Below are 17,521 nucleotides of genomic sequence, written 5' to 3' on the forward strand. Positions count from 1 at the left end.
TCCTCCGCAAGATTATGTCTCACTCACGCATTCAATGCGTTCGAACATCCTTAAGGTGCCAGTAAAGTAAGAACATGGAATCTATTTATAATAAATTCGTGGCTCTGAATGACATTACTACTACATAAAGGTTATGTACTCATTCTCTATTAAAGACTTTGTCATATAACTTTTGATAGATACTCTCTATGTCACATCCCTTCTCTTTTGCAACAACGAGGGCTGTTATCTCTATATCCACAAGGTCTCCCAGCCGTTCCTGGTGGGTATTTATTTCAGCAATAGCTTCTTTTTCAGTTTTGCCTGTCTTTGCAGCGATCATGGTAATGAGTTCTTCTATCGGGGTCTTTTCCGAAAAGATATTACCGGATGGCTTGAAACCCTGGGGCAGCTCTATCTTCTCAATTGCAAAAGCAGGTATCAGCCTATTTCCTTCAAGTCTTAGAAGCCTGGAACGAATGGCTTTGTCCCTTATTCTGGATGCAAGGTCGGGGGCCATCCATTTCAGGTCAAAGGAGAGCGCGAACTCAAAATCCTTTATAGAAAGAGAGGATGTTGCTTTTTTCTTGAAGGGTGTTGCAACAACCAGTGTCAGTTCATCCATTTATGAACCACGTCTTAGCTCATCAATGATGGTATCTGCAACCCTGCCGCATTCAGTACGTTTTTGCCCGTCGATGTGGTTTATCTGAAGGACCATTAATTCATTCTCAAGGATTGCGCGCACCAGGTAGATGTCACCTCTGAAGGGTACCCTGTTATATTTGCCGTCGAGGTAACTATAGTTCAGATAGATCTTGAAGTCAATGATCCCTTCTTTTTCTATGGTTCCGATTATCTCATCAACATTATCATAGTTCAATGAGGCGAAATCTATACCGTTGGTTACGATCTCTACGCGTATTTCCCTTTTTGCCTGTATCCTGTGTCCTCGCTGAGTCACGGATTCAGTCACAAACATCCCGAATTTCCCGTCCATGTTTGCCATGACCTTTATAAAAAAAGGTAGATCCGAATGGTAACGGTACTTCTGTTCGAACTCTACCTGCCTGTGAGGAAACCGGTGATATATTCGCTTTCTCATCATTTTAAACGATCATCTTCCGCCTTTGTACTATATTACTGACTATATTGGGACTATATTGCTAAATATATTACTACAGGTGTCCTCAGAGCTTAATGAGTTTGGCATCGATGATTCCTTCTACAGACCTCATCTCCCTGAGGATCGGTTCAGGGACTTCGGAATCAACGTTCAGGGCCATGATGGTTGTTCTGCCAATCTCCACTCTGCCAACCTGCATACCTGAGATATTGATGTTGTTCTTACCAAGTAGAATGCAACACGGTCCGATAACATTGGGTTTGTTGATGTGATTTGCAACAATTATATATCCTGCCGGGGCTATATCAACATGTTCATCATTGATACTGATTATCTTTCCTGCATTGCCTATAACGGCACCTGTGATCGATTCTGATTCATTTCCTTTTGTGATCCTGATTCTTATTGTAGATGCATATTCTTCCGATGTCTCCGATTTGCTTTCGACGACTTCCACTTTCCTGGATTTTGCAACGGAAGGTGCATTGACGTAATTGACCGCTGAACCGAGTGCTACCTGGAGCATTCCTTTCAGTGCAGCAACGGTCATTGGTCTTGTATCCTTTTCTGCGATCTCGCCATGATAGCTGATCTCGATCTTCTCATAATTCTTTCCCATCAACTGGGCACAGCCACTGCTCATGGTTTCTGCAAGCTTGATGTATGGAGCAAGCATTGTCATTACTTCTGGTTTGACGGAGGGTATATTGATCGCGTTCTTTGCAGTCCCTCCCGTCAGGACCGAAATAACCTCTTCAGCAACCGATACTGCAACATTAATCTGTGCTTCCTCAGTGGATGCGCCAAGATGTGGGGTGACTATGAGATTCTCGCAGTCAAAAAGGGGGCTGTCAAAAGGTGGTTCACTCACGAACACATCTACTGCAGCACCGGCGACCTTCCCTGTTTTAAGAGCTTCAGCAAGTGCTTCCTCATTGATTATGCCACCGCGTGCACAGTTGATTATCCTTGCAGTACTTTTCATCATGTCAAGCTCTGCCTTATCGATGATGTTCCTTGTCTCCTTTGTCAGGGGTGTGTGGACAGTAATAAAATCAGCCTCTTTTGCTATCTCCTGTACTGACATGAGTTTGACACCGAGCTCCTTTGCTCTCTCCTCGGAGATGAAAGGATCATACGCCAGAATATTCATTTCCAGTCCCTGTGCTCTTTTCGCAACTTCTGCACCTATGCGCCCAAGCCCGATTACCCCAAGAGTTTTCCCGTTTACCTCAATACCCATGAACTTCTTACGTTCCCATTTCTTCGACCGGAGGGATGAATTGGCCTGTGGGATATTCCTGGATAGTGCAAGCATCATTGCTATTGTATGCTCTGCAGCTGAAAGCATATTACCCTCGGGGGCATTGACAACAATAATTCCCTTTTCAGTGGCTGCCTCCACGTCAATATTATCAACTCCGACCCCCGCTCTTCCGATGATCTTCATTTTATCCGCAGCTTCAATAACATTCCTGGTAACCTGTGTTCCACTACGGATAACAAGGGCTTCATAATCTGGTATCTTTTCCACCAGTTCTTCTTCCGAGAGTCCGGTTAACACGTCAACTGTAAAATGCTGATTGAGCTTTGCCAATCCCTGTTCGGATAACGGATCGCTGACCAATACTTTCATTCTGTTTATCTCCACAAGATCAATATAATTCCTGATATAATTATTAATAATTTATCTATAATTGTTATCTCTATCTTTACGGTATGGAATTAACGTAACCATATGTTTTATAATTGTCCGCATGCTGTCTATAAGCCTTATATTTTGTCTTAAAGGACAACAACTTTGAAATAGCAACTTTAGATATAGCTAACTACTTAAAAAGTTAAGCATCAAATAACGTATCAGTTATACTCACTGCATTCTCCATTTTTCTTGAGAGAAGTCCACTTAAAAATCGGAACATATATATCCTATATATGAGGATTTTGTATATTCACTATCAAAACAATAACTGGTAATTGTTGAAAACTTACATTGTTCTTGCAGGCGGTACATGAATATGAAGTTAATTGTTATTCTGGTCTCGGCAATTCTTGCTTTTTTCATACTGGCCTGTTGTGACTTAATAAATAACTTTGCAATGGGAAATGGGAGTTTTTTCAGCCAATTGACAGATATATCTGCTAATGAGCTTTACCTTCCATCCTTTATTTTCGTAGTGTTCATGTTCTCCGGTATCACTGTTGCAGGGATGTCAACAAAATGCGAGGTTGCAGAGAGAAGGGCATCAAAAAAGGACAGGGACCTTTTGATCTTGCATTCAGCTACTTCGATATCTGCCAGTTCTCTTGATGGCGAGACATTTTTACATGATGTGCTAAACGAACTGATCTCTTACCTGGGGGCAAACTATGGCTTTATCCATATGATCAGACATGACCTTGGTAAGGCTGTTATGGTCGCGGATGCAGAAGCTCCTATACAGATGAAAAGATCGATCGGGAACATCTCTCTTGATCATCCGTTGGCATCCGGTATCCTGCAGGATAGGGATTCGTCCCAAAAGACCGGTACAGCTCCTGTCATCACTACGGGCCCGGAGCTTCATCCTGAAATAGATTCCGGGAACTTTATTGCTTTCCCGATGATAGCACGCAACCAGGCGATCGGTTTTTTCATGTTCTCTGTAAAGCAGGACTGCCAGCTGAATGAAGAGGACCTGTGCGTTCTTGAGAGCGTGGGTAAGCTGTCGGGTATTACTGTCGAGAACATAGGGCTTTTGGAAAAGACGACCAAAGCATATGATGAACTGAAATCCCTCGATCAGATGAAAGATGAGTTCGTTTCCAATGTGACCCATGAACTCAAAACTCCGCTGATATCCATAAAAGGCTACAGTGAGATAATGTATGAAGGTATGCTGGGTGAATTGAATGAGAAACAATTGCATGGTCTTAAGGTTATCGTCTCAAACTCTGAACGCCTGTACACTCTGATAGAGTCGCTTCTGCATATGAATGCTTTCCAGTTCAAAAAACAACATGTCTTTTCCCCCCTCTGTTTAACAGATGTACTGGAAAACGCTATCTTAAGCCTTTCATTCAAGACCGGGGAAAAAAGGATGCTCCTGGATAAGATATATGGAAAGAATATGCGTTTTGTTTTTGGTAACACGGAGATTCTGAAACAGCTATTTGCCTATCTTCTGGACAATGCAATAAAATTTTCCCCTGAATCAGGTAAGGTAAAGATATCCGTATTCGAGGAAGGTGAATACATGCATGTAGAAATATCGGATAACGGTGTTGGTATACCTGAGAACCACCTTCCACGGATATTCGAGCGGTTCTATCAGGTTGACGGTTCAATGAGCCGAAGCTACGGTGGCAACGGACTTGGCCTCTACCTTTCCAAGAACATAGTTGAGGTGCACAGGGGAAGGATATGGATCGAAAGTACCGAAGGAGTGGGCACTACGGCCCATATACTGCTGCCTGCATATGTAGAGAAGAATGACAATGTGGAAAATGTCCTGATGGGGAATGTAATTTAAGGCTGTGCTGCAGTCCGCAAGATCTTTTGCATTGTCTGTATTTTAACCGGTCCTGAACCTGAAATATACTCTTCTGTTGTTCTTCCCTTTGTTCTCTGCCTTAAAGATCTCTATGTGGGGTATCTCTCCCGTGCTGGAAACATGGGTCCCGCCACAGGCCTGTCTGTCAATATTCCGGATGTCTATAACCCTTATTTTTTCCAGTTCCGGGGGGAATGCATTCTTGAGCTTGACGACCGAAGGTATGCTGAAAGCCTCATCTTTTGGTAACAGGCTTATTTCAACAGGGATATCAAGATCGATTATATCATTGACCCTGGATTCATAGGATCTCAATTGTTCCCGGTCAAAGTTCTCAAGGTTGAAATCGACCCGTGTCTTATCCACAGCAAGCTGGTTCCCGCTGATCATGGCACCCGTTTCATTATGGATGACCGCACTTAATATATGGCAGGCGGTGTGATAGCTCATGAAAAGCTGCCTCCTGTTCCAGTCGATGATGCCTTTTACCCTGTCTCCTTCCCGAAGTCCGGGTTTCGAGACCTCATGACCTATCTTTCCATCGAATCTGCCGACAGATATCACCGGGAACTCTTCACCATCCCGCAGAAGTGTTCCTGTATCATGGGGCTGTCCTCCTGAGTTCGGGTAGAAAGCCGTTCTGTCCAGTACTACGAATCTGTCGTCCTTTACACTCTTAACCGCAGCCTCGAACTCCCGAAGATAACAGTCTTTCAAGTATAGTTCTTCCATACATCTGACTACATATCTGCTTAAAATATACTTTTTGCCGGATATGTTTGGAAAGACTTCCACTTCTTTTAGAAAAAGTCAAATAGTATCCGTTTTTTAATCTTGATGAACGATGTCAGAAACCAATGACCGCAATATTCCCGTCTATCCTATACTGACTGTGAATTTCATAGGTACACCTGGCTTAAGCCCGGTGCTTCCTTTCCTGATCTTCCTTGTTGTGGAATATGGGGAAATGCGCTTGTCTATGGTATACTCGCTTCTTTTCATGTCCTTCAGGCTGCTTTTTTTTGAAGCTGTCAACCGAAGAGCGATCTGAGACCAGCAGTTCCTATTTAATATGCTTCTTCCTGATCAGCTGTATCCGGGGAATGGCATCTGTTGACATCCTTTTTGGCCGTGCTGATCCCCAGTAATGTATATGGGGTGCAATGCCTTGTCAGGGAAGTGAAAATGCCTGTGAATCCAACAAGTGCCAGAAGCCATTTCAACTTGCTCTGTCTCATGATGCCGAGTGCCAGAGCTGAGATCGCAAGTGAACCCAGGAGTGCCCTTACGTACAGATCGAGGCCACCCACATTTTCCTTAAAAAGCATTTCTTTCAGATCCATATAACTCCTCCTTTTAATTTCCAATCTGATGAACTGTAATGATCCCGGTTTTAAAGGATAGTCGATCTAACCCAGCATACTATTGATGTCATAGGTGATGCTCGGATAAGCATAGAGAACATCCTTAACATCTGATATTCTCATTCCATGGCGTATTGCCAGAGAAAAGAGATTGACGACGTTCTCAGCATCCGGTCCCAGCATATGTGCACCCACTATTCTTCCTGAACCTTTCTCAACTATGACCTTCGAGGCTGCAAATTCCATATTCGTTCTAATGACTGAGTACCACTGGCACATATCATTGAATATCACTTCATGATTATCGGTCATCTCCTTCTCGGACAGACCCACGCCTGCAAGGGGCGGTATGGTGAATACCGCCGAAGCTACTGTACTGTGATCTGGTTTGTGCCTGTTACCTTCAAGTATGTTCGAAGCGACCACCTTTCCCTGCATAGTTGCAACCGGTGTCAGGGGGAGTCCCGGTTTGATACAGTCGCCTGCTGCATACACCCGGGGGTTAGATGTACTCTGGAGATACTCATTAACATCTATGTAACCATCCTTAGTTGCAACGTTTCCTTCCTCCGGCTTAAGTCCCTCTATCCTGGCGGTCCTGCCCAAACCATGTACTACCATGTCACATGTATAAGTCAGTTCTTCATCAGTGTTTCTGTCCAGGGCCGTAACTGTGATCTCAAGGGTTTTGGTGTCGTACTCTATCTTCCGGATCTCCTGCATGGTCCTTACATGGATACCTGCATATTCCGACGCTTTAATAAGGATCAGTGCAAGGTCTGGCTCGAAATTCTTCAGTACTCTCTGGCTTCTATGCAATATCGTTGCCTTTATACCTGCACGGGCCGCTGCATGGGCAAGCTCAAAGGAGATGAAACCACCACCTCCAAAGATAATACGCTCCGGGAGCTCTTCTAGGTCGAGGAAGTCGCTGCTTGTTGTAATATGCTCCATTCCCGGTATTCTTATATCAGCAGGTTTTGCACCGGTTGCTAGGACAATGTATTTTGCCCTTAACCTGTCATCCTCTATCATGAGGGTGGAACCATCCGCGAAATGCGCTCTTCCGTGGTAGGTGTCTATGCCCGCTTCCTCATATCCCTTGACCCTGGCAGCAGAATATCTGTCAATTATATCATTCTTAAACTCGATCAGCTCTTTCCAGTTTATTTGCTGATGCGGTTTCGCTCCGCCTTTTCCTGCCATTCTGTTATTCGAATCGATGATGTCTGCCATGCCTGTGAGTATCTTCTTTGGAGTGCATCCTTTAAGGACACAGGTTCCTCCATATCTTTCAATATCGGTCACAGCAACCTTCATGCCTGCACTTTTTAGCCGGTGTGCGATGGCGGATCCAGCTACACCGGTTCCCACTACTATGGCATCATAATATTTCTCCATATTTTCCCCACCTTTTAAATAAACCCGTGTCATCAGCCTTCCATGAACTTTAACTGATGAATGGTCGTAAGAACTCTCTCTGGATTCTATATATTAATTTTCATGTTTTCTGTTTCTCTATACTGATAAGCCTTAATGAAAGGATGACCGCAGTGAATATTATGATGGCGGCTATCAGAAAGGAGATTGTTTTTATCTGAGTATAGAGCAAGCCCCCCACAAGCAGCCCCAGGATACTGGCGAAACTGCTGGTACTCATGGCAAAACCCTGGACTGATCCCTGATATGTACTTCCTGCGAATTTGGAGAGGACCGAAAGGATGCATGGCCACATAATACCGTTCCCAAAAGCAAAAAAGGCAGCTGCCAGGTATATTAGGTAGATGTTACCCGGGATTATAAGAATGAACTGCATTCCAAGTATAAATCCGCCAACAACTATCAGTGCCGATTCCATATATCTGTCTGTGAGTTTTTCAAGTACGGGACCCTGTACAAATGCCATCATGGCGCTGATTCCCGAAAAGTATATGCCCAGGGCAGCCGGACTCCACCCTAAGGCATTCACGGCAAATACGGGGAAGGCCGTATAGTATATGTTAAAACCCAGGAATATCAGGAAGTATAGCATCAGCATGAAAGGGATATATTTTAGTTTGAAGACATCTTGCAATTTTACTTTCTTCTCATTTTCGACCTGGTAGCATTCCTTTTGTTCCTGTCCGAGTATCTTCCTGATGTTTTCTTTATCAGGGTACTCTTCCATGGTGCAGTTAGACGTTTCCGGGAGGAAGAATATGATTATCAATGTACCGACTATTGAAATTGCCAGGGCTGCGGATACCGGCAGGATCTCGCCGTAGACGGTTGCACCCAGAATGCCCGCAAGAGCCGGTCCGACCACATAACCCAGATTGGACGCAACAGACATTCTGCCATAATTCTTGTTGCGCTCTTTTTCGGATGTCAGGTCGGCAAGGTATGCATTAGCCACCGAAACATTGCCTCCGGTGAGGCCGTCAAGTGCTCTGGCAAAGAATATCGCTACCAGTGGCAGAGTGATTGCAAAAACTCCCAGGATGTCAGAATCCACATCTATCAGTTCGGTAACAGGCATGAACAGGGCTGCAAGGAAGATGATCCATGCAATAAGCGTTCCTATCTGACTCAAAAGCAATATCTTCTTCCTGCCATGGATATCGGACCATTTTCCAAGTATGGGAGCTCCAATCAGCTGAAAGGCAGGATAGGTCGAGGCGAGTATACCATAGACAAGCGCATTTCCTCCATATTCTGTTACCAGGAATACAAGAAAAGTTAGTATGATTCCAAAACCCAGAGTTCCGATGAACGTGACGGTGTACAGTGGGAAGAGCTCCTTTCCGTTTTCCTTCGGGGTAACGGGACTCTTTGCCATTATAATAAACTCTGGCCCTATGCATTATAATCATTTCGATTAGCAGGGCAGGATATCGTCCTCATAGTACAGAAAAAACATGGGACATTATTTTTCAACGAGTTATTTTATATGGGATGCCCGATTCTACAAGTTCTGATTACACGACACAAAAAGAGAAAAATAGTTGTGAATACTTTAACTATTGTTGACTCATTCCTAAAGCTATGTGGTGTTTCAATGTCTGACAAAAGAAGAAGGCGAAGTTTTTTTGATAAGTTTCCGGATGATGAGGACTTTAGAGATATTGAAGAGATCATCGAACATATGATGGAAAAGTTTGGTATAGATCTGGATAACATCTCTAAACAACCGTTCTTTTATGCTTTCGCTATATCGAAACGCCCCGGGGAAGAGCCTGAGATAAGAGAATTCGGCAATATACCTGATTACGAGGATGATGTAGACTCAGAAAGGCAGCAGGTACGGATAGAGCAAAGAAGCCCGCTTATAGATATTTTTGAGATCGATGACATGATACATGTTATTGCAGAACTTCCCGGTATCGATAAAAGTGATATTGAAGTGAGCGCTACAGAATCTTCAATGGAACTCAGGGCTTCCAATGAGGAACAGAAATACTGTGAGAATATCGAACTCCCTGTCACAGTTGACCCGGATACCGCAAAGGCAAATTACCGGAACGGTGTTCTGGAGGTCATCCTGACAATAAAGGACTTTGGTAACAAACGCCTTGTACAGATAGATTGACGGTACTATGCCTGCCTGTCATATCTCCTATTTCTATTTATTCTGATTTGATGTTCCGGGTGACTGCAGAACATTGTTTCCATTATCAATGCAGGTAGCTTATCAAGAATATGAAAATGGTAGTTGATATGCATTTTAACTTAGCTTGCATTCATGTCTAAATAACCACAAGTAATTTATAGTAATCCAAATTATTCATTTTCATGGTATCTGAGGTATAGTGCATGGTAAAAAAAACAATTCACGAGATCAACGCTAAAATAAAGGATGGCAGTGTCAATGTTGTCACCGCTGAGGAAATGGTGGACATTGTTGCAGAACTTGGCCCGGAGGGTGCTGCCAGGGATGTCGATGTAGTGACAACAGGTACCTTTGGTGCCATGTGTTCATCCGGTGTCTGGTTCAATTTCGGTCACTCCGATCCACCTATCAAAATGCAGAAAGTCTGGATGAATGATGTTGAGGCTTATACCGGCGTAGCTGCTGTCGATGCATTTCTGGGGGCAACTCAGCTTTCCGAATCCCTTGGAATGGAATACGGCGGAGCACATGTTATGGAAGATCTCATAAGAGGGAAGTCAGTGGATCTGCATGCAACCTCCCACGGGACAGACTGCTATCCGCGCAAGGTACTGGATACTACACTTACTCTTGATGATGTGAACCAGGCAATAATGGTCAATCCAAGGAATGCATACCAGACATATAACGCAGCAACCAATGGCACAAAACAGACCATCCACACCTATATGGGTTCCTTGCTCCCGAGGTTCGGGAATGTGACATATTCAGGTGCAGGTGTACTCTCTCCGCTTTCAAACGATCCTGATTACCGGACAATCGGTACTGGAAGTCGTATTTTCCTGGGAGGATCACAGGGCTATATTGTGGGACAGGGTACCCAGCATGCATCTGCCGGTAAGTTCGGAACTCTCATGGTACAGGGTGATATGAAGAAAATGAGCGCTGATTACATCAGGGCTGCCAATTTTACAGGTTATGGTACTTCACTATATGTCGGAATGGGTATCCCTATCCCTGTACTTGATGAGCATATCGCGAAGGCTGCCGCCGTGACAGATGCTGATATCACTACCAATATACTTGATTATAGTGTCCCGAGCAGGGACCGCCCTGTCCTGCGTAAGGTAACATATGCAGAACTGAAGTCCGGCTGTATTGAACTCAATGGGAAAGAGGTAGCTGCATCGTCACTTTCAAGTTTCAAGAAAGCCAGGAAAATAGCAGGCGAACTGAAAGACTGGATCGCAAAGGGTGATTTCTTTGTGACAATGCCGGTGGAGAATCTGCCCGTTGATACTTCAGCAAGGCCAATGAAAGAGACTGAAGGGGTTTCCTTTGTGTCCGAGATAATGTCAACAAGTGTTGTGACAATTGACAAGGATGCAAGTGTCTACAAGGCTGCAAAGATCATAATGGAGACCGCATTCAATCATCTTCCTGTGGTAAGCAGGGATAATTCACTGGTGGGCATTGTAACAGCATGGGATATCTCAAAGGCTGTTTCCCAGGATAAGTTCGACCTTGTAGAAGACATGATGACAAGGAAGGTAATAACCGCAAAGGCCGATGAGCGCGTGGATGTGGTCGCCAGGCGTCTTGACCTGCAAGGTGTATCTGCGTTACCTGTTCTTAATAACGAAGATAACGTAATCGGTATCATCACGAGTGATGACATCAGTAAACTGTTCGCCAGGAGGCGCTGATATGAAAATAAAGATCAATATATTACCTGAGATTGTCACAAAGCCCATCCTTGCCGAAGCTATCCTTGAGACCGGTGTCCTCCTTAACGTGTCACAGGCACATTTCGATCGTTCTCACGGGGAGGTTGTTGCAGATGTCCCGGAAGAGGTTTTCGAAAGGATAAGGTCCGCGCTGGTATCAAAGGGTGCTGTTGTCAGGAGACTTGACACTCCCATTGAATGGAATGAGGATGAGTGTGTCGAGTGCAGTGCCTGTATATCTGTATGTCCGACAAAGGTCTTCTCACTGGATGAAGATTACAGTCTTCTTGTGGACAAGAGCAAATGCATACAGTGTGGTACCTGTGTTGAAATGTGCCCGCATAATGCTCTCGCTCTGATCAACAATAAATGAAATACATCCGCAGACCGATAAAATATGGCTTTAAGGCCCACCTTTTTCTTTATTTAATATGAAAGAGAATTATCGCTTAAAGGAGACCATTGTCACTATCCAGGCGGATGAACGGTCTTACATCGAAGCTGCCAAAGAGGCTATAATCTATCATCGCAATGAGCTCGAGAGATACATATCTGCAGATCCTTTCTTTAAGACGAGCCTGGAGCCTTATGATCTTAAGGGCGATGCTCCTGAAGTCGTCAGGAGGATGATGAAAGCCGGAAATACAATGGATATAGGTCCGATGAGTGCTGTTGCCGGTACGATATCCTCTCTTGCGGCGGAATCGATGGTGAGATCAGGGGCATCATTTGCTGTGGTGGATAATGGAGGTGATATCGCTATTATCAACGACCGGCCGGTTGTCATTGGCATCTATGCAGGTGAATCACCTTTGAAAAACCTTGGTTTCACTCTGGAGCCGGGGGACGCCATTAAAGGTATATGCACATCTTCAGGCACGGTGGGGCCTTCGATCAGTTTTGGTATGGCTGATGCAGCGGTTGTTTTCTCAGATGATGTCTCCCTGGCGGATTCTGCCGCAACGGCCCTGGGAAACTCAACAGGTGTCGGGAAAGAGTCTGTGGAAGAAGCATTTGATACCGTGCGAAATATAGCCGGGATAGAAGGAGCTATTGTGATACAGGGTGGGTTCATTGGTTTCTGGGGCAACATCCCTGAACTTACAAAGGCTGATGTCAGGTATGACTATATCACTAAGGCCTGAAAAAGAAACAATAAAAAGAAAAGAGTGCTTGCTTTTAAAAAAAGTTCGAAATTAAGGTATCTTCAGGAAGTGTTTGTAACAAAAGCGATTTCCTCGTAGGGCTGGATGACTACGAAACCTTCGCCTTTGAAGGCCATCTGTATGCTCTCACCACTTGATCTTCCCATGAATGTTTTCAGGGATATATCCGTCTTGATGTCCGGTTTGAGGTTGCCCGACCATGCAACTGTTGCATTGGGGTCGGTATATACAGGTGTGTTCCCGGTCACTTTTAGAGTTAGGGGGTCGTAGTGTGTGGTTATGGCAATCATACCTTTTCCTTCAAGCTTGATGTTGAAAAGTCCTCCTGACATCACACCCGCCATCTTTCTCATTAGTTTGATGTCCCAGTTGATGCTTTCTTCAAAAGCGAGCAGATCATTACCGTTCACATATATGGAATCATTGTCAAGGTTGATAATGGATATCTTTTTTCCGCTGTCTGCTAGATATACTTTACCTGTACCCTCCGCTTTTGTGAGGGACAGACCTTCTCCTGTAAACGCTTCCTTTACAAATTTCCCAAGTCCGTGCTCAAGTACTCCCTCACGTGTGAACCTGACATTTCCAAGGTATGCTACCATAGTGCCTCTCTTGGTCCATACTTTACCGTCGAGGTTGACTTCAAGCATCCTTTCGCGTTCCAGTTCGAACTTTCCCTGCCCCAGGTCTTTCTGTGAGGTGTTCTCTATGAATTCTTCTATTGTATATCGTGGCATGGCAAATTATCTCCTATCCTTGAATCTCATATTGTTCCTTGCATATTGCTCATCATATTTTTATATTGTAGCTAGTATTAATATTATACTTTACGGGCCTACAAATTTATATAATCTGGGACGAGATATATCATTACTGAATTAGATCAAGAAATGTAAAGGAGTGGTAAAATTGGTAAAAGTAACTCTGGTACATTCGGAATGGTGCCATTTCTGTCCGGCAGCAAAAAGCCTCTGGAGGGATCTCAAAGATAAATATGATTTTGATTATAATGAAGTCGAGCTGGATACTCCTGAGGGGAAAGAGCTTGCCCAGAAGTTCAAGATCAGGTCCATCCCAACGACCATCATTGATGATAAGATCGCGTTTGTAGGTGTGCCTGACAGAGATAAGGCAAGCAATGTAGTAACCTGAGTGTGTCGGTATCATGTATGATCTGATCATCGTGGGAGGAGGGCCTGCGGGGCTGTCAGCAGGTATATATGCTGTCCGGTATGGCATGGATGTACTGGTGCTTGAAAAGTCTATAGTGCAGGGACAGATCTCACTGACGAGTGTTATTGAGAACTATCCGGGATTTGCCTCCATCTCAGGGGGTGAGCTCATGCAGCAATTCAAGGCCCATGCTACTGCTGCTGGTGTAAAAACCAAAGCTGCAGAAGTCAAAAAGGTAGAAGATGGTGGGGACAGGAAAATTATCTCCACCTTTGATGAGGAGATCGAGGCCCGGGCCGTGATCATAGCAACAGGTGCAGAGCCAAGGCGTCTCGGAGTTCCCGGAGAAAGTAAATTCCTGGCAAGGGGTGTTTCCTATTGTGCAACATGTGACGGCCCGTTCTTTGCCGGCCAGGAGGTCATTGTGGTGGGCGGAGGCGATTCGGCTATCACTGAAGCCCTGATACTTTCCGGTATTGTCAGTAAGGTCTATATTGTTCACAGGAGGGAAGAACTCCGGTCCTGCAACCTGCTAAAGGAAAGGGCTGCTGAGAAAGAGAACATCGAGTTTATCTGGGACACTACTGTCGAGGAGATCCTCGGTGAAGAGCTTGTAGAGAAGGTCCGTCTGAAGAATGTGAAGACGAAGGAAACAACCGAAATGAGTATTGACGGCGTATTCATCTATGTAGGAATCACTCCCAGGACAGGGATAGTTGATGTCGATAAGGATAAAGTCGGTTTCATAAAGACCTCTGATTTAATGGAAACTTCTGCCCGGGGCATATATGCAGCCGGTGATTGCCGTGAAACTGTCCTGTGGCAGGTCGTTACTGCTGTTTCGGATGGTGCGGTTGCAACAGTTTCTGCTTACAAGTATATCATGGGCCTTGAATGAATATCAAAAAAGATATCCCGTTTTAAAATATGGAATGATGGAAGATGGAATGCAAGAATGAGAACAATGGGGCAGATTGTCTGAAAATATGTGTGGATTCCACCGCCGACGATGTCGCTCCGATAGCAGTTGCCATACACAGTCTTTTAGGTATCCCTATTACTATCCGTAGTATGAACTATAAAGGGATACGTATGGAAAGGGGAGTTATCGTTGACAGAGATTATACGGGACCTGTACTCGAAGAGGTTATCAGGACCAATACAGTGGTAAGGACAGTTCCTGTGGAAGGCGTGTACAAGGGAAAATCCGTGGTAGTTGCTCCCATAAGAACCGTCGAAGGTGAGGCCATCGGAGCTATTGGCGTGGTAGACCTGGTTGCAGCCCTTGATATCCTTTCAATGTTCCGGGAATATCCTGGAATCATCGATGAGGTTGAAGAATCCAGAAAAAGGATGCAATGACCTTCAGAGGTCTTTATACCTGTGGAATTTCATGGCCTGTGTGACTACGAACGCAACAATCGAAATAGCGACAGCGAGCAATATTACCATAACCACATTGCCATTTTCTGCAGATCTCATCATGCTGTAAAATAAAAAGGCGCTCAGTGAAATACCAATTACCATCAGTAGTACGGCTGGCAAGCTATATATTTTTTCAAGTGGTCCTTCCATAATGGGAACAGAGTTTTATTCATATTATAGTTTTCTATTGAGCTCTTTACTTTTAATAGTGTTAATATATGTGTTTGCTGTCATATTAATGTATAATTGCAGCTGATATATCAAATCAACTAAATAATATTCATTCCTATGAATCTATTAAATACCGGAGTTAAAGATGGAACTTAAGAGCATACTCAACAAGATAAAGAACAACGAGATGGACCTTGAGGCCGCAGAAGCGCAGATCAGGTGCATGGGTTATGTTCCGGTGTCCGATATTGCCAAGATTGATATATTCCGAAAACACCGAACAGGTATCATGGAGGCAATACTTGCAGAAGGGAAGGACCCGAAGGATGTTGTGGAGATCGCAAAAGCCCAGGTTGCTGCAACCGGCCGCGTGCTGATCACCCGTCTTGGAAAAGATCATAGGATGGCACTTGAGTCTTCTTTCAGCCCGGATGATCTTGAATGGGGCCTGCACAGGACTTTGGCTGTAGTCCACGACGGCACGCCAGCTCCCATAACCGGGGGTATTGTTGCTATCATCACAGCCGGGACCGCTGATATAGACGTTGCTGAGGAAGCCCGGATGGTGGCCCATGAGATGGGATGCGAGACCATTGCCATTTATGATGTGGGTGTTGCGGGTTTCCACCGGCTTGTGGGGGAAATGTTGAAACTGCAGGAAAATAAACCAGATTCCATAGTAGTTGCTGCCGGCAGGGAGGGTACTCTTCCGACTGTGGTTTCCAGCCTTATGGATGTGCCTGTCATAGGCCTGCCGGTTTCAACCGGTTATGGTGCAGGTGCCAGGGGTGAGGCTGCCCTGCTTTCCATGCTACAGTCATGTTCTGTCCTTTCGGTTGTGAACATTGACGGGGGCTTTGTGGCTGGTTCCTTCGCTGCAAGGATAGCAAACACAGTTGCAAGGGCAAGGAATAATCAGTAGTTGCTGGTGTGGATTCTTGGTAATGCAAAATAATACTATATTTCAGGATACGAACATATCAATTCAGCAGATGTGAGATTATGAGGTCCCTTATATTCGAACCGTTCTCAGGTGCCGCCGGCGATATGATACTTGCAAGCCTGATAGGTCTTGGTGTTGACAGTGAAAAAGTGCGCGATGTGATTGAATCTGCCGTTGACGTATCAGTGTCTGTTGACAAGGTCGACAAACGTGGTATTGAAGCTGTCAATGTCCGGATCGATGTTCCTCACGAGACTCATTCCAGGCACTATTGCGAACTTACCGATGTGATAAAAAGCGCAGGGCTGCCTGCTGCTGTGGAACAGAGCGCTCTTGGTGTCTTTGCCATCCTGGCAGAAGCTGAGTCAAGGGTACATGGATTATCTCTTGAAGAGCTACATTTCCACGAGGTCGGACAGAAAGATGCACTAGCGGATGTCATAGGCTCCTGTTTTGCTATTCATGAGCTTGGAGCGGATGCGGTCTTCTGCACACCTGTTAACGTTGGTGGCGGGAAGATCGAGTCTGCTCATGGTGTGATGGCAGTGCCGGCACCTGCAACTCTCGAGATACTCCGTCAGAGCGATCTGGTATTCTATGGTCATGGCTGCATGGAGATGTTGACTCCCACAGGTGCCGCCATACTTGCATATTTTGCAAAACCCCTGGATAACCTTCCTCGCGGAACGGTCAGCTCAGTTGGTTATGGTGCAGGAGATGCAGATACTGCGGATCCGAATGTGTTACGCTCGATGATAATGGAAATGCAGGATACGATTTCCAGGGATACTATAGAGATACTGGAAACCAATGTGGACGACGTGACCGGGGAGATACTGGGCAGTCTTTTTGAAAAACTGTTGTCCGTGGGTGCAAGAGATGTAACGATTACACCCGCAACCATGAAAAAAGGAAGGTCCGGCCACATAATCAAGGTCATTACAAAACCCGAGAACAGCGACCGCGTGGCAAGGGAGCTCATGAAGGAAACGGGCACACTTGGCATACGTGTAATTCCCACAAGGCACCGCTATGTTGCAGACCGCAGGATGGACCGTGTCAGTATCAACCTCGGCTCACAGCATTTCGAGGTCTCGGTCAAGATAGCACAGGATAAGAACGGCGAGATACTGCATATGTCAGCAGAGTATGAGGACTGCCGCAGGGTTGCCGAAAAAATAAAATTACCGCTGAAGGAAGTCATAAGAAGAGTTGAGGAAGAGGCATGGGGCAGATTCCTGTAAACCAGCTATATCTTCTGTTCTTCCAAAAGCCATATTCTTCAGGTCCATACCACAAACCATCTAAACAATCCCAACTATTAC

At 44.9% G+C, this 17,521-nt stretch carries 20 protein-coding genes; 11 read left to right on the forward strand and 9 right to left on the reverse strand.

Annotation, left to right across the window (positions count from 1 at the left end; translation table 11 throughout):
• Positions 1-139 precede the first annotated feature (139 nt).
• The 3 genes from CUN85_RS00845 to serA all read right to left on the reverse strand — a co-directional run bounded on the left by CUN85_RS00845 (position 140) and on the right by serA (position 2,741).
• Positions 140-604 carry a DUF2240 family protein gene (locus CUN85_RS00845; RefSeq protein ID WP_135388022.1) on the reverse strand — a complete coding sequence of 155 codons (465 nt, stop codon included), beginning with the start codon at positions 602-604 and terminating at the stop codon, positions 140-142.
• Positions 605-1,087, reverse strand: a complete 483-nt coding sequence (locus CUN85_RS00850) for a hypothetical protein (RefSeq protein ID WP_135388023.1) — start codon at positions 1,085-1,087, stop codon at positions 605-607.
• An 82-nt stretch (positions 1,088-1,169) separates the two neighbouring features.
• Positions 1,170-2,741 (reverse strand): phosphoglycerate dehydrogenase, encoded by a 1,572-nt coding sequence (gene serA, locus CUN85_RS00855; RefSeq protein ID WP_135388025.1) that lies wholly within the window; start codon positions 2,739-2,741, stop codon positions 1,170-1,172.
• Between the two features lie 376 nt (positions 2,742-3,117).
• Between serA and CUN85_RS00860 the strand changes: the two genes are divergently transcribed.
• Positions 3,118-4,617 carry an ATP-binding protein gene (locus tag CUN85_RS00860; protein WP_135388027.1) on the forward strand — a complete coding sequence of 500 codons (1,500 nt, stop codon included), beginning with the start codon at positions 3,118-3,120 and terminating at the stop codon, positions 4,615-4,617.
• A gap of 42 nt (positions 4,618-4,659) precedes the next feature.
• On the opposite strand, the gene alaXM is transcribed toward CUN85_RS00860, so the two are convergent.
• A complete protein-coding gene (gene alaXM / locus CUN85_RS00865) occupies positions 4,660-5,370 on the reverse strand; it encodes an alanyl-tRNA editing protein AlaXM (RefSeq protein ID WP_135388029.1) in 711 nt (236 codons plus the stop codon).
• Positions 5,371-5,482: 112 nt separating this feature from the next.
• Between alaXM and CUN85_RS00870 the strand changes: the two genes are divergently transcribed.
• Positions 5,483-5,689, forward strand: a complete 207-nt coding sequence (locus CUN85_RS00870) for a hypothetical protein (protein ID WP_135388031.1) — start codon at positions 5,483-5,485, stop codon at positions 5,687-5,689.
• Between the two features lie 16 nt (positions 5,690-5,705).
• Here CUN85_RS00870 and CUN85_RS00875 read toward each other — a convergent pair whose 3' ends face one another.
• The 3 genes from CUN85_RS00875 to CUN85_RS00885 all read right to left on the reverse strand — a co-directional run bounded on the left by CUN85_RS00875 (position 5,706) and on the right by CUN85_RS00885 (position 8,820).
• Positions 5,706-5,981 carry a YgaP family membrane protein gene (locus CUN85_RS00875; protein WP_135388033.1) on the reverse strand — a complete coding sequence of 92 codons (276 nt, stop codon included), beginning with the start codon at positions 5,979-5,981 and terminating at the stop codon, positions 5,706-5,708.
• Positions 5,982-6,047: 66 nt separating this feature from the next.
• Positions 6,048-7,403, reverse strand: coding sequence for a dihydrolipoyl dehydrogenase family protein (locus CUN85_RS00880; RefSeq protein ID WP_135388035.1), 1,356 nt, complete (start codon positions 7,401-7,403; stop codon positions 6,048-6,050).
• Positions 7,404-7,503: 100 nt separating this feature from the next.
• Positions 7,504-8,820, reverse strand: coding sequence for an MFS transporter (locus CUN85_RS00885; RefSeq protein WP_135388037.1), 1,317 nt, complete (start codon positions 8,818-8,820; stop codon positions 7,504-7,506).
• Between the two features lie 219 nt (positions 8,821-9,039).
• Here CUN85_RS00885 and hsp20 point away from each other — a divergent pair, with 219 nt between their 5' ends.
• From hsp20 to CUN85_RS00905, 4 genes are all read left to right on the forward strand, one after another.
• On the forward strand, positions 9,040-9,570 hold the full coding sequence (gene hsp20 / locus CUN85_RS00890; protein WP_135388039.1) for an archaeal heat shock protein Hsp20: 531 nt from the start codon (positions 9,040-9,042) through the stop codon (positions 9,568-9,570).
• Positions 9,571-9,794: 224 nt separating this feature from the next.
• On the forward strand, positions 9,795-11,297 hold the full coding sequence (locus CUN85_RS00895; RefSeq protein ID WP_135388041.1) for a homocysteine biosynthesis protein: 1,503 nt from the start codon (positions 9,795-9,797) through the stop codon (positions 11,295-11,297).
• 1 nt (position 11,298) lies between these two features.
• Positions 11,299-11,691 (forward strand): 4Fe-4S binding protein, encoded by a 393-nt coding sequence (locus tag CUN85_RS00900; protein ID WP_135388043.1) that lies wholly within the window; start codon positions 11,299-11,301, stop codon positions 11,689-11,691.
• A 58-nt stretch (positions 11,692-11,749) separates the two neighbouring features.
• On the forward strand, positions 11,750-12,463 hold the full coding sequence (locus tag CUN85_RS00905) for a UPF0280 family protein (RefSeq protein WP_135388045.1): 714 nt from the start codon (positions 11,750-11,752) through the stop codon (positions 12,461-12,463).
• 62 nt (positions 12,464-12,525) lie between these two features.
• On the opposite strand, the gene CUN85_RS00910 is transcribed toward CUN85_RS00905, so the two are convergent.
• Positions 12,526-13,221, reverse strand: a complete 696-nt coding sequence (locus CUN85_RS00910; protein WP_135388047.1) for an AIM24 family protein — start codon at positions 13,219-13,221, stop codon at positions 12,526-12,528.
• Between the two features lie 163 nt (positions 13,222-13,384).
• Here CUN85_RS00910 and CUN85_RS00915 point away from each other — a divergent pair, with 163 nt between their 5' ends.
• Genes CUN85_RS00915 through CUN85_RS00925 form a run of 3 tightly spaced genes read left to right on the forward strand, consistent with a single transcriptional unit; the run spans position 13,385 to position 15,019 of the window.
• Positions 13,385-13,636 carry a glutaredoxin family protein gene (locus tag CUN85_RS00915; protein WP_328591206.1) on the forward strand — a complete coding sequence of 84 codons (252 nt, stop codon included), beginning with the start codon at positions 13,385-13,387 and terminating at the stop codon, positions 13,634-13,636.
• Positions 13,637-13,649: 13 nt separating this feature from the next.
• Positions 13,650-14,555: a thioredoxin-disulfide reductase gene (trxB, locus tag CUN85_RS00920; RefSeq protein ID WP_135388051.1), complete on the forward strand. Its 906-nt coding sequence runs from the start codon at positions 13,650-13,652 to the stop codon at positions 14,553-14,555.
• 44 nt (positions 14,556-14,599) lie between these two features.
• A complete protein-coding gene (locus CUN85_RS00925) occupies positions 14,600-15,019 on the forward strand; it encodes a DUF2111 domain-containing protein (protein ID WP_135388053.1) in 420 nt (139 codons plus the stop codon).
• Positions 15,020-15,022: 3 nt separating this feature from the next.
• Here the strand turns inward: CUN85_RS00925 and CUN85_RS00930 are convergent, their stop codons facing one another.
• The gene (locus CUN85_RS00930; protein ID WP_135388055.1) at positions 15,023-15,202 is read right to left on the reverse strand and encodes a hypothetical protein; all 180 of its coding nucleotides are present in this window, start codon (positions 15,200-15,202) and stop codon (positions 15,023-15,025) included.
• Positions 15,203-15,398: 196 nt separating this feature from the next.
• Here CUN85_RS00930 and larB point away from each other — a divergent pair, with 196 nt between their 5' ends.
• Positions 15,399-16,175 carry a nickel pincer cofactor biosynthesis protein LarB gene (larB, locus tag CUN85_RS00935; RefSeq protein ID WP_135388057.1) on the forward strand — a complete coding sequence of 259 codons (777 nt, stop codon included), beginning with the start codon at positions 15,399-15,401 and terminating at the stop codon, positions 16,173-16,175.
• 80 nt (positions 16,176-16,255) lie between these two features.
• The gene (gene larC, locus CUN85_RS00940; protein WP_135388059.1) at positions 16,256-17,440 is read left to right on the forward strand and encodes a nickel pincer cofactor biosynthesis protein LarC; all 1,185 of its coding nucleotides are present in this window, start codon (positions 16,256-16,258) and stop codon (positions 17,438-17,440) included.
• Positions 17,441-17,521 lie beyond the last annotated feature (81 nt).

Origin of the sequence: Methanolobus halotolerans (assembly GCF_004745425.1) — an archaeon.
GTDB lineage: Archaea > Halobacteriota > Methanosarcinia > Methanosarcinales > Methanosarcinaceae > Methanolobus > Methanolobus halotolerans.